The 19,989-nt window shown below is 42.2% G+C and carries 16 protein-coding genes and 3 pseudogenes; 9 read left to right on the forward strand and 10 right to left on the reverse strand.

Annotated features, from left to right (window positions below; genetic code table 11):
* From H6G96_RS37165 to rd, 4 genes are all read right to left on the reverse strand, one after another.
* The coding region (locus tag H6G96_RS37165) for an alpha/beta hydrolase (protein WP_347242332.1) at positions 1 to 400 on the reverse strand (400 nt) is incomplete at its 3' end.
* A gap of 184 nt (positions 401 to 584) precedes the next feature.
* The gene (locus tag H6G96_RS37170) at positions 585 to 758 is read right to left on the reverse strand and encodes an alpha/beta fold hydrolase (protein WP_242063586.1); all 174 of its coding nucleotides are present in this window, start codon (positions 756 to 758) and stop codon (positions 585 to 587) included.
* Between the two features lie 16 nt (positions 759 to 774).
* Positions 775 to 1,140: an SDR family oxidoreductase gene (locus tag H6G96_RS37175; RefSeq protein ID WP_190919153.1), complete on the reverse strand. Its 366-nt coding sequence runs from the start codon at positions 1,138 to 1,140 to the stop codon at positions 775 to 777.
* Between the two features lie 216 nt (positions 1,141 to 1,356).
* On the reverse strand, positions 1,357 to 1,530 hold the full coding sequence (rd, locus tag H6G96_RS37180) for a rubredoxin (protein ID WP_190919155.1): 174 nt from the start codon (positions 1,528 to 1,530) through the stop codon (positions 1,357 to 1,359).
* Between the two features lie 474 nt (positions 1,531 to 2,004).
* On the opposite strand from rd, the gene H6G96_RS37185 reads away from it, so the two are divergent.
* Both H6G96_RS37185 and H6G96_RS37190 read left to right on the forward strand, forming a co-directional pair.
* Positions 2,005 to 5,718 carry an NB-ARC domain-containing protein gene (locus H6G96_RS37185; protein WP_199339854.1) on the forward strand — a complete coding sequence of 1,238 codons (3,714 nt, stop codon included), beginning with the start codon at positions 2,005 to 2,007 and terminating at the stop codon, positions 5,716 to 5,718.
* Between the two features lie 68 nt (positions 5,719 to 5,786).
* Positions 5,787 to 5,966 carry a hypothetical protein gene (locus H6G96_RS37190; protein ID WP_190919157.1) on the forward strand — a complete coding sequence of 60 codons (180 nt, stop codon included), beginning with the start codon at positions 5,787 to 5,789 and terminating at the stop codon, positions 5,964 to 5,966.
* On the opposite strand, the gene H6G96_RS37195 is transcribed toward H6G96_RS37190, so the two are convergent.
* On the reverse strand, positions 5,963 to 6,775 hold the full coding sequence (locus H6G96_RS37195) for an IS4 family transposase (RefSeq protein WP_347242333.1): 813 nt from the start codon (positions 6,773 to 6,775) through the stop codon (positions 5,963 to 5,965). The two genes, H6G96_RS37190 and H6G96_RS37195, sit on opposite strands and share 4 nt — an antisense overlap.
* Before the next feature lie 600 nt (positions 6,776 to 7,375).
* On the opposite strand from H6G96_RS37195, the gene H6G96_RS37200 reads away from it, so the two are divergent.
* The 4 genes and pseudogenes from H6G96_RS37200 (at position 7,376) to H6G96_RS37230 (ending at position 12,683) form a co-directional block, all read left to right on the forward strand.
* Entirely contained in the window at positions 7,376 to 7,525 is a 150-nt protein-coding gene (locus tag H6G96_RS37200; RefSeq protein ID WP_190919160.1) for a hypothetical protein, read from the forward strand.
* 329 nt (positions 7,526 to 7,854) lie between these two features.
* On the forward strand, positions 7,855 to 8,142 hold the full coding sequence (locus H6G96_RS37205; protein ID WP_190919162.1) for a hypothetical protein: 288 nt from the start codon (positions 7,855 to 7,857) through the stop codon (positions 8,140 to 8,142).
* A gap of 670 nt (positions 8,143 to 8,812) precedes the next feature.
* Positions 8,813 to 9,760: a branched-chain amino acid transaminase gene (locus H6G96_RS37210; RefSeq protein ID WP_199339855.1), complete on the forward strand. Its 948-nt coding sequence runs from the start codon at positions 8,813 to 8,815 to the stop codon at positions 9,758 to 9,760.
* Positions 9,761 to 11,512: 1,752 nt separating this feature from the next.
* A pseudogene (locus tag H6G96_RS37230) lies at positions 11,513 to 12,683 on the forward strand (IS4 family transposase).
* A 201-nt stretch (positions 12,684 to 12,884) separates the two neighbouring features.
* Here H6G96_RS37230 and H6G96_RS37235 read toward each other — a convergent pair.
* Positions 12,885 to 13,382 carry a hypothetical protein gene (locus H6G96_RS37235; protein WP_190919169.1) on the reverse strand — a complete coding sequence of 166 codons (498 nt, stop codon included), beginning with the start codon at positions 13,380 to 13,382 and terminating at the stop codon, positions 12,885 to 12,887.
* Positions 13,383 to 13,760: 378 nt separating this feature from the next.
* On the opposite strand from H6G96_RS37235, the gene H6G96_RS37245 reads away from it, so the two are divergent.
* Together H6G96_RS37245 and H6G96_RS37250 are read left to right on the forward strand one after the other, a co-directional pair.
* A complete protein-coding gene (locus H6G96_RS37245) occupies positions 13,761 to 14,009 on the forward strand; it encodes an HNH endonuclease (RefSeq protein ID WP_190919172.1) in 249 nt (82 codons plus the stop codon).
* Between the two features lie 431 nt (positions 14,010 to 14,440).
* Entirely contained in the window at positions 14,441 to 14,689 is a 249-nt protein-coding gene (locus tag H6G96_RS37250; RefSeq protein ID WP_190919174.1) for a hypothetical protein, read from the forward strand.
* Positions 14,690 to 14,949: 260 nt separating this feature from the next.
* On the opposite strand, the gene H6G96_RS37255 is transcribed toward H6G96_RS37250, so the two are convergent.
* From H6G96_RS37255 to H6G96_RS37265, 3 genes are all read right to left on the reverse strand, one after another.
* Complete coding sequence (locus H6G96_RS37255; protein ID WP_190919176.1) at positions 14,950 to 15,996, reverse strand: J domain-containing protein; 1,047 nt, start codon at positions 15,994 to 15,996, stop codon at positions 14,950 to 14,952.
* Positions 15,997 to 16,317: 321 nt separating this feature from the next.
* Positions 16,318 to 17,166: a CmcJ/NvfI family oxidoreductase gene (locus tag H6G96_RS37260; RefSeq protein WP_190919178.1), complete on the reverse strand. Its 849-nt coding sequence runs from the start codon at positions 17,164 to 17,166 to the stop codon at positions 16,318 to 16,320.
* Between the two features lie 144 nt (positions 17,167 to 17,310).
* Positions 17,311 to 17,490 (reverse strand): hypothetical protein, encoded by a 180-nt coding sequence (locus H6G96_RS37265; protein WP_190919180.1) that lies wholly within the window; start codon positions 17,488 to 17,490, stop codon positions 17,311 to 17,313.
* A 104-nt stretch (positions 17,491 to 17,594) separates the two neighbouring features.
* On the opposite strand from H6G96_RS37265, the pseudogene H6G96_RS37270 reads away from it, so the two are divergent.
* Positions 17,595 to 18,479: pseudogene (locus H6G96_RS37270) on the forward strand (DUF4351 domain-containing protein).
* Between the two features lie 590 nt (positions 18,480 to 19,069).
* On the opposite strand, the pseudogene H6G96_RS37275 reads toward H6G96_RS37270, so the two are convergent.
* Positions 19,070 to 19,858, reverse strand: a pseudogene (locus H6G96_RS37275) (PLP-dependent aminotransferase family protein); the annotation flags it as partial.
* Between the last annotated feature and the right edge of the window lie 131 nt (positions 19,859 to 19,989).

Below are 19,989 nucleotides of genomic sequence, written 5' to 3' on the forward strand. Positions count from 1 at the left end.
GGACATTATCTTCTGTACAGTAGAGGTAACTTTTAGGAATGGGCAGCGAGTAAAACTGCTTCAAGTCCAACTTGTCAATCCACGGTTGATACGGTTGGGGTGATAATCGTGCGTAACTGGATCGAGCTAGTTCGAGGTCAGCATCATTGAGAAGTACTTCTCGCCAAAGCTCAAACGGCATCACCATCGTATGATCGTCCGATTCTCTAGCTAGAGAGTCAAATAACGCTTGATAGTGCGGCGGAAGGCTATCTCTGAGGCTTTCACCATCATTGAGGACAAAAGCATCTAAGAAGATGAGTCGTCTAATGCAATTGCCGATCACTTCGGCAACTTTCGCAATAATCGTGCCACCGAAACTATGTCCGAGTAGGACGATATCGCTTAAGTCTTTGTCCACAATGTAATCGACGATCGATTGTGTGCATTGAGCATGGTTAACGTTCTTATCCCTCTTATGTCAAACTGGGAAAAGCCAATCCCTGAAAGCCTTTCGGAGCTTTACTTCTCAGTTTTTGGCTATAAATTTTAGTTTCTATTAGAAAAGAAAGGCTCAAAGTTTGACTAGATAAAGGTTCCAATGTTTAGCTACGATTATTATTTTCCGAAAGTGACAGAACAGGGTTATTCACGCCTTTGCCATGACCTGCGATCGTGGGAGCAAAAGCCTGATGTCCTTTCGCTTCTAGATGGTCAATGACTAATTGCCAAGCAGAACCATCATGCCACGAGCCATGAACTAAGACAAAAGTTGACATAGCATCGCTCCTTAAATTAGTTCGCTGTGAATCCACCATCGATCGCTAAAGGTTGTCCAGTGATGTAGCTCGCAGCATCAGAACATAAGAACACAACCGTTGCAGCAATTTCTTCAGGTTGACCCCTATGCCCCATCGGGACGCTCGACGACACCATCGAATCAAACTGCTCTAAAGTCATACCCATCTCTTGGAGGCTCTTAGGAGTAACTATTTCTGTGCCGCGAATATAGCCAGGATTGACGGCATTAATCCGAATCCCTTGCTTGGCATAATCGAGCGCAGCAGAACGAGTGAGACCCATCACAGCATGTTTGCTCCCAGTATAAGGACCCATTCCAGGTATCCCGATTGATCCCGCTACTGAAGAGTTTGTCACCATTAACCGGAAGAGATTGTTGAAGTAGCTCAGTCACCTCTTGTGCAACATAGGCGAGGGCGCTATTCAAATAGGAGTAGGAGGATTGTGGCGGTAAGCTCCACAGTTCAGGACTATTGATAGGAGTAGAGTCAAGGCATTGCAAATCACGGCTCATTCGTTTGTCTCCCAATCTATATTTCACGGTTTAGAACGCATTCCCTTTTGCAACACAACCCGCTAAACTCCCCCTGGTACCACTAGTTGGAACTTTGTCTTCTTTGCGTCACAGACTGGACATAGCCAATCTTCCGGCAGATCCTCAAAAGCTGCTCCTGGAGCAATTCCAGACTTTGGATCGCCCTCTGTCGGATCATAAATATGACCACAGACCTTACATCTATATCGTTCCATCAGTACCTCCTGAGTAGTATTAGAAAAGCTGGGAAGATCTGTCAGTTGTTAACTACGTCACTAGTTCACCAACTTGATAGTGAATCCGTTACAGCAGAAACTTGGACTGTCGACCAGGTTGGGGTCGTAAGACTAGATTCCTGCTAGAAATTGGGAAATTGTGAAGGTTGTTAAGCGGTTAGGAGTTAGTGTGCTAATTCCTTTCCCTTAGACCTTTGAACCTGATGTCTCTACTGTAGGGGAGGTTTTTTGATTTGTCGTTACAGGAAAATTAGGGACTTTAGTTCCATAGAATTGAGTTATTACTAAGTCTAAATACTCACTTCTACCTTAACTTTTGATCTGATTTTGCTGGGCTTGGAGAAACTGTATCCCTCACTAGGTCTCGATTGTGAACAATGTAATGCAGGGATTTGAAAGTTAAGGTGAGTTGCGGTAAAATCGGGCGATACCGATCATTCTGGTTGAGCAGCGATGGATATTGAGCAGATGCTACAGATTGCCAATTCAACCATGTTTGCCCACAACGGCAGACGACTCAGCGAAGTGGAAACGGCAATCCTGCTCGGCTCCATACAGCGACAGTCTTACGAGCACATTGCCGAAGCGTCTGGGTATGCCGTTAGCTATCTTAAGCATGATGTGGGTCCCAAGTTCTGGAAATTGTTAGGGCAGGCACTTGGAGAAACTGTCAGTAAAACCAACTTTCGAGGGGCGCTAGAACATCAATGGCGTCAGTCGCTGATTAGTGCCGCCCAAACCCAAGCTCTAGCAGTTGAGCCGACTGCCTCACCTCCAACTACCGCGACTCAAACTATTCTGCATCAACCCCAGACTGACTGGGGAGAGGCAATGGATGTCACCCAGTTCTATGGGCGAACTGAGGAATTGGAGACCCTGGAGCAATGGATTGTGACGGAGCGCTGTCGAGTTGTGGCACTGCTAGGGATTGGTGGCATTGGCAAAAGCGCCTTGGCCGCCAAACTAGGGCAGCAGATTCAAACTCAGTTTGAGGTGGTGGTGTGGCGATCGCTGCAAAATGCACCGCCGTTTGAAGCCTGGTTAGAGACGGTGCTACCTATTCTACTGCGGGCGCAGGGAGAGGACATCGCTGTGCCGAGCAGCCTGGATGGGAAACTGCTGAAGCTGATGCAGGGGTTGCGTCAAAAGCGCTGTTTACTGGTTCTAGACAATGCTGAGACGATTTTGAGTGCAGGGCAAACTGCACAGTATCGAGTGGGCTACGAGGGATATGGTCAACTGTTCAAAGAGATTGGGGAGGTGTCCCATCAGAGTTGCTTGTTGCTCACCAGCCGCGAAAAGCCCAGAGAGATTGTGCCACTGGAAGGTAAGGAACAATCGGTACGAACGCTGCTACTAAAAGGACTGAACCCAGAAGCCGGACGAGAACTGTTTCGCTACAAAGGAATATTTGCGGGTACAGAATCGGACTGGGAACGATTAGTGTCCCACTATCGCGGCAACCCCCTAGCACTGAAGCTGGTGGCAGCCGCGACTCAAGAACTCTTTAATGGCAGAATTGTCGAGGTATTGAACTATGTGCAGCAAGGGTTAGCCGTCTTTGATGACATACGAGACTTGCTCCAGCGACAGTTTGATCGCTTGTCTGAGATTGAGCAGGAAATGATCGTTTGGTTAGCGATCAACCGAGAACCGATCTTGCTGGTTGAGTTGAGTCGGGATATTGTCACCACGGTTTCCAGACGCAGACTTCCGGCTGGAATTCAGTCCTTGTTGCGGCGATCACTGATTGAGAAGGAGGGGGAGCGGTTCTTTCTCCAGCCAGTGGTACTGGAATATGTCACTGATCAGTTCGTGCAGCACGTCTCTGGAGAAATTGCTACCCAAAGCCCAGAGCGACTCAGAACCCATGCCCTGATCAAAGCGCAGACAAAAGACTATGTCCGAGAGATGCAAAAGCGGTTGATTGTTGAGCCGATCGCCGAACAATTGCTGATTCAGTTGGGCAATTCACAAGCCCTGGAACAGCAGTTGAAAGCCATGTTGGAGCAGCAACAGCAAGCACCTCAGCCAAACTACATTGCTGGCAACCTGCTCAACCTGCTGGTACATCTGCAAAGCGATTTACAAGGCTGCGACTTTTCGGAGCTAACGGTACGGCAAGCCGACTTGCGGCAGGTCAACCTGGCAAGAGTCAATTTTCGCAATGCTGATTTGACAACCTCTATGTTTGCCGAGACGTTAAGTAGCGTTTCATCAGTCAGCTTTAACCCAGATGGCAGCTTGCTGGCAACGGGCGATTTAGAGGGTAAGATTTGCCTGTGGCGAGTGGTCGATGGTCAACAGGTTTTGACATTGCAAGGACATACCGGTTGGATCTTGGCAGTCACCTTCAGTCCCGACGGAAAAATGCTAGCCAGTTGCAGTCATGACTCGTTGATTCGGTTGTGGGATATGCAGCGCATCGATTCTGAGCCGTCCAATCCTGCAACCTTGGCTGAAGTGAGTGATTCCAGCCATCTCCCAGTCACCTGTCTCAACACCCTACGAGGTCATTTCGGTCAGGTTTGGACGATCGCGTTCAGCCCGGACGGTCAACTGCTGGCGAGTGGCAGTGATGACCAAACAATTCGGCTCTGGAATGCACACGACGGAACCTGCCTGACGGTTTTGCAGGGTCATACGGGTGGGGTCACTTCAGTCAGCTTTAGTCCCAATGGACAGATGCTGGCAAGTGCCAGCGAAGACGCCTCAATCCGATTGTGGAGTGTTGATCATGGCACCATCCTCAAAACATTGTCAGGACATACCCGTTGGGTTTGGGCAGTTGCCTTCAGCCCCGATGGTCAAAGCCTCGCCAGCGGTAGTGAGGATTGCACCATCCGGCTGTGGGAGGTAAAGACAGGCACTTGCCGCAAAACACTGCAAGGTCATACGGGTTGGGTCACTTCCCTCAGCTTCAGTCCCAATGGTCAAACGCTTGCCAGTGGTAGTGAGGACGCCTCAGTGCGGTTGTGGAGTGTGCAGGATGGAACTTCCTTCAAACGGTTGCAAGGTCACAACAATTGTGTTTGGGCAGTTGCCTATGCGCCGAGCGCAGGCTCCGCCAACAATCCGGATGGTCAAACGCTTGCCAGCGGTAGTGTGGATCTTTCAGTTCGCTTGTGGGATGTCCAAAATGGCACCTGCCTCAAGACGTTTCAGGGACGAACCAATGGGGTTCGTTCAGTCAGCTTTAGTCCGGATGGCTCCATGTTAGCCAGTGGCGGTTATGACGCCCTCGTGCGGCTCTGGGATTGGCAGCAAGAAACTTGCAAGGCTTTGCCAGGACACACAAATTGGATCTGGGCAATGGCGTTTCACCCGAATGGTCAAATGGTGGCGAGTGGCAGTGAAGATCAAACCATTCGGCTATGGGATGTGCAGAACAGCACCTGCTGCCAAACATTGCAGGAACACACGAGTTGGGTTTGCTCCGTCAGTTTCAGCCCCAATGGACAAATGTTAGCGAGTGGCAGCCATGACGGCTCAGTGCGGCTATGGGATGTGCGAGAAGGCACCTGCCTCAGAATCTTACAAGGACATACGGCTTGGGTTTGGGCAGTCGCCTTTAGCCCCGATGGACACACCCTTGCGAGTGGCAGCAATGATCAGACCGTGCGGTTGTGGGATGTGCGAAGTGGCATTTGTCTCAAAATCCTACACGGACATATGTCTTGGATTATGTCCGTTGCCTTCAGCCCGGATGGTCAGACTCTAGCAACTGGCAGCACAGACTTCTCAGTTCGACTTTGGAATGTGCAAGACGGAACGTGCTTGGCAACGTTACACGGTCATACCAGTGCGGTTGAGTTTGTTGCTTTCAGCCCCAATGGTCGTCTCCTAGCCAGTAGCGGTGTCGATCAAACCATCCGGCTGTGGGATGTCCGAGACGGCACCTGCCAGAAAGTCCTGCAAGGGCACACCAGTCCGGTCAGTTCTGTTCAGTTTAGTCCGGTTGACGTTAGCTTGCCATCCGGTACAGGTTCGATTTTGGTCAGTGGTAGTCAGGATGAAACCATTAAGCTGTGGAATCCAACAACAGGTGAGTGCCTCAAAACGCTGAGAGCTGATCGCCTGTATGAAGGCATGAATATTGGAGGCGCTCAAGGATTAACAGCCGCACAGCAAGCCACGCTGAAAGCATTAGGGGCAGTCGAAAACTAAAGAGCCGACTTACGGCTGTCGCATTCTTTTTTCAAATTGGTATTAGCGTTCTTCCCAGAGGAGAAAACGTGAGCTTTTTACCACCGCTTTTATTGGCTCAAATTCGTACCTGTGCCAAACAACTTCCATCTCCTGTTTTAGATGCTGTAATTAATTTGTTGATAGCCACTCCAGCAAGATATTGTGATTTTGCGTTGAAAGCATCTATCTTTAAACAATTGCCCTTCAAGGGGCGACAAGCGAGCTAAAGTGCTTGCTGTATAAGCTTCATAGCCCGTAAGCCTCGCTGATAATATGCCTGCTTATTGCGAATGGAATCGACCATTTCCTCGACCCATGCTTGACATTCATGCCAAGCAACTATCCAATTTAGACCATATAAACCTATCCAAAAATTACTGTGACGTTTTTGAGTTCTATTTTTTTCTTGAGGACGACAAATATATGATTCTTGGGATTGAAATTTAGTTCTTTGTCCATGTAACCAAGCACTGGTCATGGCCAAAGCAATTAAGAATATTATTCGCACAAGTTTATCAGGATTAGCTTGAGAACCTTCAAGATTATAACCACCAGTTTTACAATCACGGAACATAGCTTCAATGCCAAACCGCGCTCCATAAACTTTGATAGCAGTTTTTAAATCAGGCAAATTTGTTAATAAATACCAAGCTTCTTTATCTTGTTTACCTCTATACTTTCTTTTCCAATAAACTGCCAAATTAAAGCGTCCAAATCCTTTTTTCTGAGTGAAATTTACCCCAGAATAAAAGGAGCGGATTCCTGGATAAATTTCAAGACTCTTTAAAGGCTGAAATTTTTGTCTTTTTTGGCGAAAAGTTGTGTCTTGTTTTTGACGAAATACAAAACGCTGATTCTGTCTGTGTAACCAATCCGCTAATTCTATGCTATGAAACTCTCTATCTCCAATAATCACTAATTTGTAATTCTTTAATAACCGAATTACTGGACGTAACACTTTTTGCTGTTCAGTTAGGTTACTGCTACCATCTTTCTCTAACTCTTCCCCAATATACTGTCCATGCTCTTTTTTGATAAATTACACTCACCATTAATACATTATTTTCTTTCCACTGGGTTCTATCCATAGCAATGATTAATTGTGACCCAGTTTGAAAATGTCGATTAATTATTGCTTCAATGATGGGAAACCATAGCAGCACTACACTCAAAGCATTCAGCGTTAAAAACCTTTGTAAGTGTCGCCTGCGACTATTTTGCTGTATGGGTAAAGGTAGCGTTGCTGCCAGCCTTTCCAGTCTTACTAGATGATTGATTCTGTAACAACCACACTAACAATTTCAAAGTGATTAACTGTGATTGATTTAGGTATTTTTCAAGGTAACTTTGATAAAATGAAGGCAACATTATGCTGACGGTCTGATTCAATTTACGAGACCGTTCTTTTTTACCATTAAACTGTACCTGACAGATAGCTGCTTAATAACTGTACAGTTCATTCTCAATAAGCACCCAAATTTTTCAAGGGGTCTGTGCCCCTCATACCTTTAGCTGGCGGGGTTTAGAGGCGATTGTCGCCCCTTGAACGTAAGGGCAATACAGCAGCACAAAGAGCAGGGTTAGCGATCGCTCCCTGGAGTTGGCATGACTTGATTAGCTATCCCACACTTTGCTGATGCACTACCAAAAAGATGAACTAGCCTCGAAAACTTTTGAAGATGAATTAGACCTCGCCTATGCTGTGATTAATGGAATTCAAGCTAGAGCAGAGAAGGAAAATTACAGTACACAACGTATAAGATTTAACTCTAATTCTTCTGCTTAATTGTTTGTTACATGCTTATAAATTTTCTCCACGACTTACTTAAGTAAAACTAATTTTTCTATCTCATGACTATTAAAGACTTTTTCAGACTGTGATTTTGCCAAAATAAGTTTAATTTAAAAACAGGTTGAGCCACATCTCATACCTAAAACTATTTAGCTTTTTGGTTTACCTTACCCATTTCTGAAAATTCACCTGATTGGGTTAGTTTGAGCATCTGGTGGATTCACCCAATTGGATGAGTCGATCTACTGATACTAATCTGGGGAATTTTTAATCAAATCACAGCTTTAATATTCAGTTAATGCTAAATTCCACAGGAGGCAGTAATGAATACGCAATCTCAAGACTTTAAAAAATATGAACTTATTGATGATGAGGTTCCTATAACGCAATCTACTTGGCAAAAATTGACAACTAAACTAAAACGGCTCGGACAATGGGTTTGGAATCAAGTCACCACCAAACCTGAGTTAAAAATCCGGCAATGCAAAGATCGTGCAGGTAATGTTTGGTATCAAGTTTACAATCCTAACACGGGTCGCACTGCTTATCTGGCTTCCGAAGAAGAGGTGCGGTTCTGGATTGAAGAATCTTTTTACCAACGTCACGTTTGATATCATGTCTAGCTAATCATAAATGATTCGATGGCTCTGTGCAGAAACTTTAAAACCCTCTTTTGTGCCCCTCTGCCTCCTTGCTCTGGCAGAGGTCTTAATGAGGTCTTTCACCGGACACGATATAAACTATAACTGATAATTAATGGTTATTGCGTAATCCCTCTTTTGTTACCTTCAGTAGAGAATAATCCCAAATCCCTAATTTTGCATTTTTGTAGAGAGACGAATTATTTGGCTGTAGCGACAAATTAAAAGTCAATTTTTTCACGCCTGCAAGCTTTAATGGAAGCGGATTTAATTTTTGGGGTTTGTGATATGAAGTTGTAGAAATTGCTTGAACAGGCAATGCAAAAGCATTTGGATGGATGACAGACAATCTGTCGCTTTGGTCAAATAATTTGTCCCTTTACAACTACAACCGTTTTTGACAATTATCTTCTCTAGTTTATTGCTAGATGAACAAATTACATTATTAATAGCTGGTAGCCTCTGGTAGCGTAATTCCAGTATCGCTCTGGGGAAAAAAGCATTAATTAAACGAGCGATTTAACAAGTTATTAATTATACAATAACCATCCAGCGAATAGTATCTGCTGAAAATCCCCTAACTAAACTGGGGAGTTGTGAAGCCCAATTATGAGAAAGTAGACTATCAAAGATGAAATCTATGATTACTCAAGCAACTAACGACACTCAAACAACTGCATCCTCTTTTCTACCGCAGGCATATTTGAAAGGACATTTTCTCCCCTTCGCTCAAGCTCAAATTTCGATTGCCACTCATGCACTTCATTATGGGACTGCTGTTCTTGCTGGAATTCGTGGATTGCCGGCATCAAATAACCCTAATCGCATTTTACTATTCCGCTTAGAAGCTCACTGTCAAAGATTGAGCAATAGTGCTAAATACCTGAATTATTCTCTGACAAAAGACTCTTTAATATCTACCATTGTTGAATTTGTACGTCGCAATCAACCCAGCACTCCTTTTTACCTTCGTCCATTGGTTTATACCTCTGGCTTAGGAATTGCACCTCGTCTACATGAGGTGGACAAAGATTTGTTAATTTATGGTTTATCAATGAGTGATTTTCTACCTCAAACAGGTATCCGTTGCCGGATTAGTTCTTGGTCTAGACAAGAAGATCGTAGTATGCCTTTACGAGGTAAAGTAACTGCTGCTTACATTACTTCTGCTCTTGCGAAAACAGAAGCTGTTGCTTCAGGTTTTGATGAAGCAATTTTGTTGAACTCTCAAGGTAAGGTTAGTGAAGCCTCAGCTATGAATTTGTTTTTGGTTCGTGATGGTCAACTGATTACCCCTAGCCTCAATCAAGATATACTTGAAGGAATCACTCGCAATAGTATTCTCACTTTAGCCCATGATTTGGGAATTTCTGTGATTGAAAGACCAGTAGATAAATCTGAGTTATTTATTGCTGATGAAGTCTTTCTGTGCGGTACGGCTGCATATATTACCCCTGTTAACGATATTGAAACTTCTCGCTTGCCCAAAGAACGTCCCATCACTACAAAGCTCCGTGATTACCTTCAATCCATATTTCAGGGTGACAATGCTCAGTACCATCACTGGATTACTGAGGTTCTTATATAAATGGCTTTAGGGTTTGAATTAGAGTTATTACTCTTTTGTGTACATTAAAAAATCATTGTCCAGTTTAAAGAGTTAGTGTTATTGCTTCAAATTCCTTATCACAGTAAGGTTTAAGGGGTGGACATTAATTCTTTAAATTAGACATTAATTATTTAATGCACAGATTTCGCCGAATATTAAACAAGCGGCTTTGAAGATCGATTGCTGAACGAAGCAACGGATCTCGGTATTTCGACATTAAAGCAGCCGTTTGTGCTTCACGCGATTGGGCTTCACGTTGTTTCGCCAGGTGATCGGACAATTGTGCGACACGCATTTGCCCATAAATACTGACAATCGCACTAATAAGCTAATCGTCATTCATTTTTCCAGGTTGATTCGCTTGGAGTAAAGGGTTCAGCCCTGGTGTTATGCAACTTAAATGCTCATTAGCTTAACTGCAACGAGCGCAGAGATGATTGCAGTCATAACTTCAGGTTTCATTAGAATTACACCGATAATTGAATATGTGCATCCTACAAAATGTACTGCGTTGCTTTAATGAGATCTAAAACCGAGGAGTAAATCTATTAGTAGCAAATTTAACCTTTGTTATCTTTTTTCTTTTGAGTGCTAAAAAGTAATTTATAAGCGGAATAGAATTGGTAGCTGCGGTAGTTAAACACTCAGTCTTACCCATTCAAGCGATCGCTTCCATCTTGCTTACACTTGCCCTTCCCAAGATTCTACCAGTTGAGCCTTCCGCATCCTCCAATCTGGCATAGCGTATGAAACACAACACGAGAATCTAGATGCACAAAGAATTGTTTTAGTTAAGACACCACTATGCAACATCACAGAATATATTGGTTTAATTTTTCTAATATTTTACAGTTAACGCTGCCCATGAAAAACCAGCAGCACTACTAGCTAAAACCACAAGGTTCCCAGGCTTTATTTTCTTTGACTCTAGAGTTTTTGCTAAACCAAATATGGTGTCTACAGCACCTATATGACCATATTCTGGTAAAGAAATAAATGTTTGTTCTTCCTTTAAATTAAAGATTCTAGAATGCCTTTAGATAAGCTCTTTTTTACTTGATTTGTTAATAAAAAATCTACATCTTCTATCAAATAACCACTTTTTTCCAAAGATTTATGAATTACCTTACATAGTTCTCTAAATATACATTTGATAAGATTACGTCTAGCTCTTGAGGGTCTTTTACTTTTAAATAATTCAGTTCATCATTAATTTGTGTACCCTTAACAGGAAACTTAGTTCCTGCGGATGGAACTTTGAGACAATCCACCAATTTTCCATTTTTTACAGCACTTCCGGCTGCTATGAGGTACAGTAGCAGCAACTAGCAAACCAGTTTCTTAAATGTTGAGGATTTATTAAATCGAGTGCAACTGAGATTAAGTTATCAACCATTTCTGTTGTAGTCGGAGCAAAACTGCGTAAAAAAGATTTAAGTTGTAACCACCATAATTCAATTGGATTAAAATCGGGCGAGTATGAGGATAAACAAATAACTTTCGCACCTACAGCTTTAATCATTGGCACAATTGAATCTAGTTTATGTACGGATAAATTATCCATTACTACCCAATACGGTTCAGTTAAGGCTGAAAATCATGTAAATTAAGCATTGTTCCCAAGCATTAAAATTGAGCGTGGTGCATCTCAAGGATTTCTCGTTGGTGTGTCCTGATATACAAAGTAATGACTTGCTTAAAGCAATTGAGACGGCAATTCCAGCGGCGGCAATTGAACAGGCGATTGCTAATACCCAAACTCAAGAGGAGCGCAAGCGATAAGCCTGCGGCATGGCTTCGCTTACCGCTACCAGCACAATTAGTGGTAAGTCTGGTAATAGCAATGAGTTTTTGGTCTAAAGACTCAATGCGGGATGTGCTGAAAAATCTAATAGATGGGATGTCAGAGGCATGGGTAAAAGTTGGTAAATACTGGCGTGTGCCCTGTAAATCAGCAATCACACAAGCTCGGCAGCGATTAGGAGCAAGAGTGATGAGTGATTTATTTCATCAGTTAGTAAGACCAATGGCTACAACTGAAACCTTGGGGGCGTTTTTAAATGAGCTACGAATTGTAGTTATTGATGGTACTTGTTTTGATGTTCCCGACAGTGATGAAAATGCCAGAGTTTTTGGTCGCCCTGGTAGTCGTCCTGGGACAAAAGCCGCGTTCCCTAAAGTCAGACTAGTAATATTAGTAGAAGCAGGAACACATATAATATTTGATGCACTGGTGTGTCCGTATCGCATCGGAGAGCGAGTACGAGCATTAAAATTATTACGTTCGGTCACATCAGGAATGTTGTTGATGTGGGATAGAGGATTACATTCCTACGCAATAGTACAAGCAACAGTAACCAAGGGATGCGATTATTTAGGCAGAATACCAGCCAATGTCAAATTTACTGCCGAAAAACCCTTAGAAGACGGCTCTTATAAATCATGGATTTACCCATCGGGAAAGCTACGAAAAAAAGCTAGTCAGCCAATACTTGTACGCATTATTGAGTATACAATTGAGCATCCTGACAATCCAACTGAACAACTGACATATCGCTTAATTACTAGTTTATTAGACATTGAGAAATTTCCTGCCGAGTTGTTGGCGAGGGAATACCATCAGCGATGGGAAGTAGAAAACACCATTGATGAGTTGAAAATACATCTTCTAGGGCGAAAAACTCATGTCCGTTCTCAAAAACCACGGGAGGTTGTGCAAGAGGTATATGCTTGGTTGTTGGGACATTGGACAGTACGATTATTAATGTTTCAAGCTGCAACCAGTGCCGGAGTTGCTCCATTACGTCTTAGTTTTACTGGAACTTTACGAGTTATCCGTGGTGCTGTACCTAAGTTTCAACGTCTTAACTCTCAAGATTTGCCCCTTTTTTTGAGTGGTTGACCATAGAGATTCTGGATACATTGTTACCTGAGCGAGTTCATCGGTGTAACCCCAGGGTTGTGAAAAAACCTGTATCAAAATTTCGCTCCAAAAAACCAAGCCACAGAGGTACTGGACAGCGAGTTGAGGCTCCTAATTTCCATATCATCAATAACGCTTTCAGCGTTAACTGAACCGTATTGCGTTATAGTTGAGTAACTTTTATGCAGTTTTACGCGATCTGCCTGGCTTGCGCTTGCCTGAAGAATTTACATCAGCCTTTTTAGTTTTCGGTAACTTGTTGGCAGGATTGTTAGCTTTGTTTGAACGAGTAGTACGTTTTGGTTGTGGTGAAATTTCTTTAACTGGAGGCAGTAATCTCAATGTACTTCTTTCAGAAGTAGGGTAAAGGGGAAGGGGTAAAGGGGAAAGTATGGAATTTTCTCTTTCTCTTTCCCCTTCATTACTTGTACGATGAACAACTTCATCCCCTAACATCCAAGGATCTGGCAATTTTTCAAAAGTCCGAGCTTGTGGTGTGATTACTTCTGATACTGATGGGATTGTAGAAGCGACTATATCTCCATTGCTAACCGAAACCACATTACTAGCGTAAGCAGCCGATACAAATAGTCCGTTAATGAACTGGAATATAATGAGAGTAATGAATGCCCAAAAGATGACTACGATTGTGAAAGTGAGTAGAGATTGCATATCCATGATTATTTCTCAACTAAGTATTTGGATTTTTCAATTGATTTACGCAAAGCGTTCTTAAGCCTTGTTCAAATGTGAAGCGAATTTGAACAGTTCCTCTCTTCAAGAGAGGACTTCACTCAAAATTTAGCGTAGCGCCAGAATAGTAAAGAGTTGCTAGCGTCCTTTGCCCCAATACAATGAGAAGTACTAACTTTACGTTTCGGGCTAGAAAATGACTATCAACTGAGGTTAACTCAGATCGGAGAACGCCTTAACCTAAGCCGAGAACCAATTCGCCAGCTTGAACATAAAGCGCTCTCTATTCTTTGCCGTTAAAAAAGTGATATTAAGGAGTATCTTAATTAATTAGAATGATTTCGCTCTACCCTCAAATAAAATATGAGTCGAACTCGCTACTCTCCTGATTGGAAACAAATTGCTACTGCTGTAAAAAATGCCTCCGATTGGCAGTGTTCTAAATGTGGTCGAGTCTGTCTACGCCCAGATGAAAAGCCACCGGAATTGACTTTGAGCCAGCGTCGGGTTTATAACCTCCAGGTTCATCACTGGAATATGAACCCTGAAGATAATCGCTTAGAAAATCTTGCCTCATTATGTAGTGGCTTATGTAGAATCCACGTCGTATAAGCCTTGATGTGACTGATTTAGGTACAATTCTTCTACAACGTAACCCCTGATAACTCTTTCTACAGTAGTTCAAAAACCTCTGGATTGGCTCTATGGGTAGGGAGGTTTCAGGGTCGAAGACACAGCTAAATGTTCCTTTGTGTGAGGGTATGTCGCCCATTCAACCTTGGTCATTTTCTACGTTGTGGAAATTAATTTGTTTCTAACCTAACGCAAGAATTAGGGCTGTTGTTGTTGTTTTTTCTACGTTGTAGAATAGATTTTTGTTGTCTATATAAAGCAGCTGTCACCTTTACTATCATCGTGGACGTAAAGGTAATATTTCGCCAGGGCAATTATCCTTGTTTTAATCATGAAGATGATGCTCTGGCTATACTATTACTCAAAAACAAGAAACTATATTTATAAATAGCAACTTAAAAAACTAATCAATGTCCAGCAAGACAATCCAAGTCCGAGAGTACACCGTCAGAGCACATAAGCGGGAAATTCACACTCGCGTTTTTAACTTCGTATGTAAGCAGTGCGAGCAACCCACACAACGAGAAACCTTTGGTGTTCGACCGCTCTACTGTGAGAAATGCCGTCCGCCACAAGCACCCAAGAAATCAGTAGTCCCTCTCAAGAAGAGAAAACCCAGAGCTATGACTTATAAGAGTGGTAAAGACATAGCCGGATGATTTGTTGTCTCAAGGTTTTGAGTGAGCGCACGAAAGTGAGTGAAGCAGTGCGCTCATTCGCCCAACCTAACTCAAACTGGTAAAAAGTAACTCTAATGAATTGAGATTAAATATATTTTCTTCTCCGATTTATCTGTGGGATTAAGAAAACTTTTCAGATTAAGATTAATGTGTTTTTTTATCGGCATAGGTTCTGTAAAATCCTTTTAATTTGCTCAGATGAACGACAAATAAAGCCAGAAGTTGTTAATAGTCAAATACTATCTCATTAATTCTGATAACATCTGCTCCAAAATATCTTCTATAGTTTCTTCATCTAAGGAGTGCAGAGGTGTTGGGCCAGCAAGAAATTCTTTAATAGTGATTTTCTGTTCTCTAAAATCCTTAACAAAATCCCGAATCCCAGAAACGACGTTAATTTGAGATTCCATTGTTTCTACTATCGCAGCCATAGCATCAATGCCTTCTTTAGCAGCTTTTCGAGAATCACAAACCATCGTCCCTTCTGGAGTATTTTTTGTCAAACGCAGTTCCTGTTTCAATTTTTCATATTGAGCCAGGAGAATTTGATTGTGCTGTTCTAGAGTTCGGCATCTACGGGTTAAATCATCCTCGTTATTATTGTCAATAATTTCTAAGGGTTGTTGACTTTGTTCAATTTCAAGAAGTCTTGCTAAATCCCCCTCTTGGTAGGCTTTATTGATTTCTTTCATGATTTCTGTGTGAGACTTCTGTGTTTCACTGTCTCTGGCTTTATCAGGGTGAAAGATTTCAGCTAATTTCAGAAATGTTTGACGAATTTTTCTTTGGTCATCTGTTCTGATTACAGAGGCAGAGTCTACACACTGTTGTCCTTGCCAATATTGATGCTGTTGTTCACTAGTTTCCTTTGAAAAATCTGATTGGGAATCTTCATTGCCAAACGATTCGTCTAATGTATCTAACTGTTGGCTGTTGGGTTTTAGACTGATGGCTCCAGTTACCTGTAGGTTACGGTAAACTGCTTGTATATTTTTGAGGGTTTGTTTACCGAACTTTCTAGTAGTAAAAATCTCCTCAAACAGAGCATGGATTTCCTGGTCTAACTCAGCCATTTTTCGGAAACTGGGATTAGCTTTGTTGAGAAATTCTGTGCCAAAAGAACGCATCTGTTCAACAAAGTTCTTCAGTTCTGTGCGCTTTCTCTTGATCTGTTTGAGTAGCGATTGATGTTCTTTTTCTAGAAACTCTAGGCGGATATGTAATTGAGACAGAGCTAGCGGAGTTACTTTAATTGATTGCGATGGAACTGTAGTTTTTCGAGGCATGAAATACGTATGTAAGGTTAAAGTTTAAAATATAACTATTGCATTACTTAGGAAATGCGAAAAAAGACACCTCAAGGATTATACACTGCGGACTTAAATGAAGTTTTTAATAGTTTTTTTCATCAAAGCGCCTGAGTGTGATTCATAAGTAAGTGAAGCAGTGATAAACCTACCCCTTGTTAAAGTCTGGTTGACAAATCGAATTCTCAAGAGCCTCAACTATTGGCGAGAGGTCGTTTAACGTTACGATTAGCAAAATACCTTCGCCCCAGCGTCAGATAATAATGCATCTGTAGTTAAGGATAGCAGCCGTCATCATTCTTATGTAGGATAGAAAACCAGCGTCCGCAATTCAATACTTTCTCTAGCTGGGGCATCTGGTGGGCTTGTTGGGTCATCAAACCCAGTATGAGCAGCAAACCTCGCCCGTCCGTCCTCTGCCGAGTCAAAGCACTTAAACAATAGTGCCTCCGAGGGTTGCATTTGGGGGAAGTAGAACCATTGATGTGTTGGGTTATACGTTATTAAGTAGGTTTCACCAACGTAATCGCGGTACACTATGTCAGTAGCTACTAGGTCTGTTGGTGCGATACTAAAAGCGTTGCACACTGCTAATGGTGACTTATAAACTGGGGCGATCGCTCGCCAAATGTTAATCAAAGCAAACCTTTGCTGTAGTAATTGATCAATGTTATCTACCCCCCGTGCTGTCAACTCTTTGCGTGCGCGAGTATAGCCAGAAATGGCAGTAAAGTCGTTATGTACATACTTAATAGGCTCACTGATCCCGCTTTCACCGTTCTGTAAGCGTTGAGCGTTACGAAGAGTGTGATCGAATATCACCACCTTTTCAGCACCTATTACCTCTTTCAAAAGTTGCTCGGCTTCAGGATAATAGACACGAAGAATCTCATCTTCGTCATAAAAATTGCGGACATTGCTTTGTTGTACAACATGTTTAAAGCCTTCTCGATCTAAGGATATGTCTTGTGAAACGGCCCGTATGTTATGGATTGGCATCAAGTGTGTCTCGAACTTTCGGTTGGATGGTGGAATCCCTGGTGGTCGTTCATAGGCATAGGTAACAGGTTTTTCCGCCATTGGCGTAAAATAAGTTAGTTCTGCCTCAACGTGCGGCAGGTCGAGCAACAAACTACTGTTTAGGCTCATAAAACATCCTTTTTCAATATAGTTAAATACTTAAATTTGAGTAATTATAAGCTGTTTGTCCCGTTTGAATGAGCGGACTGGTCGTATTTTAACAGTGAATTCTGTTGTTTTGAATGCTTGGAATCCCCAATTAATTGGTTAGTGTTAAACACTCATTAACCAATCGCCCACCACAGACATACACGCGCTATAATTGTTAATCCAAATCTGCCACTGCTCCAAATACCCATTCCAGTCAATATCTTTGGCATTAGCTATCTTACGATAATGCTCATACCGCCATAATTGTTGGGCGCAAACTGTCGGCTGATTGTAAAACAGCATGAAACAACCGTTCACAGCATCAATTTGAGGTGTGATTAAAATGGGTTGTAAATACAGATAAAATATTATTAATCACTTCAATTAATTCTTAATAACCTAATTGAATGACTCGATTTGTACATGACGAATTTGCCAAAGATTATCTAGAAGAACTGTTAAAACCTTATGGGGAAGTAAAGTCATCATCAAAAATATCAGGAGAGATCAAAGAAATTGATGTATTATTTACTCCTTCAGTACAGTAAAACTCTAATTTAGAATTGTTAGGGTTACTTGGAAGATTTACAGAGTTTCCAGCAATATTAGAGCCATTTCGCAATGCCGCTTCTGGTGATGAAATTTGTGATTGTATTCAAAAATTACTAGAAGTAAAAGCTCTCCTGCGACGAGACGCTAAAGCAAATAAAACCAAACTCCAAGAGTCAGATATTCCGAAACTATGGGTTCTAACTCCAACTGCATCCCCAGCATTATTATCAAGCTTTAATGTTAATCAAAAATTGGGGTGGTTGCCAGGAGTATACTTTTTAGGTGATGCGCTACGGACAGCAATTGTAGCCATACATCAACTACCACAAACACCGGAAACCTTGTGGTTGAGAATTCTTGGCAGGGGGAGTATGCAGTCACAGGCAATTGTGGAATTATCAAACTTACAATTGAATCACCCATACAAGCAAGCAACGCTAGAATTAGTTTATAATCTGCGCCAGAATTTAAGAGTCAATCAAAATTTAGAATCAGATGACAGGGAGTTAATTATGCGATTAGAACCACTTTATCAGCAAGACCGTGAAAGAGCAAAACTTGAAGGACAACAGGATTTAATTATACGTCAACTAAATCGTCGTCTTGGTGAAATTGATGCATCGTTGATTGAAGGAGTTCGAGGATTATCTATTGAGCAATTGTCTATTCTAGGAGAAGCGTTATTAGATTTTTCTGTAGTGGCGGATTTAGAAGCTTGGTTGAATCAGCAAGCCGAATAATAACATGACCCACATATCCATTCTATAGAGCATGGTAGTATTTGGGGGTGTTTATCTTGGCTTTTAAAATGGCAATAGAAGTGTTTCCATCATCATTTTATTGCGACTGTGGACATAAATCGTATTTCTTTGAGAATACTGTCTCTGAGATAGAAAAAATGAGCAGAACAAAACTTGTCACTTTAAGCGACGGACAAGATAACGAACACGAAATTGTTTTTTTTTAAGGGTAAGGCAATAGAGATTATTTGCTCTAAACTGGGAAAGTGTAAAATAACCGACTCACAATAACAGTTTTTAGAGAACAGTGAACTACTTTGGCCTACACCGCCACCAACCAATCGCACACCACAGACCTACACTCGTCTGCAAACTTAACCCAAACCTGCCACTGTTCTAGGTATGCGTTCCAGTAAGGCTCCCCATTAGCAATTCCAACAGCCTCGCCTTCCTTGGAGACTAGCTCACTGTAGAACTGAGCCGCACTTTTCTTGCCCCTGGCGTAATTTCAATCTTTTTGCCCTTTCACCCCCCAACAGCCTTATCTAATATTTGGGGAATATCGTGTGTATCATTAACTGGGGTAGTATTTAAATTAGTATTACCTGAGCTAGTCGGCGTACTCCCTCTTGAATTTTCTGCTCATTGAGTTCAGCATATCCTAAGATAAATTCGCTACCAGGACTATGTTTTAAATATTGAGGATACGCCGCCCCAATACTTACGCCAGCAAGAGCAGCAAGCTGGACTATTTTATCATCAGTGAGTTTAGTATTGATTTTGACCATCAGGTGCATTCCGGCATTTTCCCCCGATATTTCAATTTTGTCCCCGAAATAAGAAAACAAAGACTGCACCAAAGTCTGCCTGCGTTGGTCGTAGAGCGCACGCATCCGTCTGATATGGCGTTCTAAATGTCCTTCGGTAATAAAATCAGTCAGGGCGTACTGTTCTAACAAACTACATTGCCGATCTGCTAGCCATTTTGCACGAGCAAATATATGCACTAAATTCTGTGGTAAAACTAAATAACCAAGACGCAAAGCCGGAAATAGTACTTTAGAGAATGTACCCAGATAGATCACTGAGTTAGCTTGGTCTAATCCTTGCAATGCTGGTATGGGACGCTCACCATAACGATACTCGCTGTCATAGTCATCTTCAATAATCATCGTCCCTGATTTGTGCGCCCAAGCTAATAACTCTAACCTGCGAGAAAGAGATAGCGTAGCACCTGTAGGAAATTGATGAGATGGAGTGACATAAACGAATTTAATCTTAGGGATGATATCTGTTGTTAGGCTACTGACTATTAAGCCAGATTGATCTACAGATATAGGGAATAGACTAGCTCCCTGCGCCAAAAAAACTCGTCTAGCGCTTGGCGTTGTTGCGTGAATAAGGAAAATGGTAAATTTTACCTATCGCCTATATTCTCTTGCCGCCTAGCCCAACGATGAAGACGAAAGCCCAGTATAAAGTTCGGAATTGGAACGCTTATGATGCAGCA

The sequence above is a fragment of the Nostoc sp. FACHB-892 genome, from assembly GCF_014698795.1.
GTDB lineage: Bacteria > Cyanobacteriota > Cyanobacteriia > Cyanobacteriales > Nostocaceae > Nostoc.

Bases quoted from the DNA above. Each gene is read 5' to 3' on its own strand.
- H6G96_RS37260 (WP_190919178.1), bottom strand. From the start codon at position 17,166: ATGAGCCTAAACAGTAGTTTGTTGCTCGACCTGCCGCACGTTGAGGCA.
- H6G96_RS37205 (WP_190919162.1), top strand. From the start codon at position 7,855: ATGAATACGCAATCTCAAGACTTTAAAAAATATGAACTTATTGATGAT.
- H6G96_RS37210 (WP_199339855.1), top strand. From the start codon at position 8,813: ATGATTACTCAAGCAACTAACGACACTCAAACAACTGCATCCTCTTTT.
- H6G96_RS37200 (WP_190919160.1), top strand. From the start codon at position 7,376: ATGCACTACCAAAAAGATGAACTAGCCTCGAAAACTTTTGAAGATGAA.
- H6G96_RS37245 (WP_190919172.1), top strand. From the start codon at position 13,761: ATGAGTCGAACTCGCTACTCTCCTGATTGGAAACAAATTGCTACTGCT.
- rd (WP_190919155.1), bottom strand. From the start codon at position 1,530: ATGGAACGATATAGATGTAAGGTCTGTGGTCATATTTATGATCCGACA.
- H6G96_RS37265 (WP_190919180.1), bottom strand. From the start codon at position 17,490: ATGCTGTTTTACAATCAGCCGACAGTTTGCGCCCAACAATTATGGCGG.
- H6G96_RS37175 (WP_190919153.1), bottom strand. From the start codon at position 1,140: ATGGTGACAAACTCTTCAGTAGCGGGATCAATCGGGATACCTGGAATG.
- H6G96_RS37250 (WP_190919174.1), top strand. From the start codon at position 14,441: ATGTCCAGCAAGACAATCCAAGTCCGAGAGTACACCGTCAGAGCACAT.
- H6G96_RS37255 (WP_190919176.1), bottom strand. From the start codon at position 15,996: ATGCCTCGAAAAACTACAGTTCCATCGCAATCAATTAAAGTAACTCCG.
- H6G96_RS37235 (WP_190919169.1), bottom strand. From the start codon at position 13,382: ATGGATATGCAATCTCTACTCACTTTCACAATCGTAGTCATCTTTTGG.
- H6G96_RS37170 (WP_242063586.1), bottom strand. From the start codon at position 758: ATGTCAACTTTTGTCTTAGTTCATGGCTCGTGGCATGATGGTTCTGCT.
- H6G96_RS37185 (WP_199339854.1), top strand. From the start codon at position 2,005: ATGGATATTGAGCAGATGCTACAGATTGCCAATTCAACCATGTTTGCC.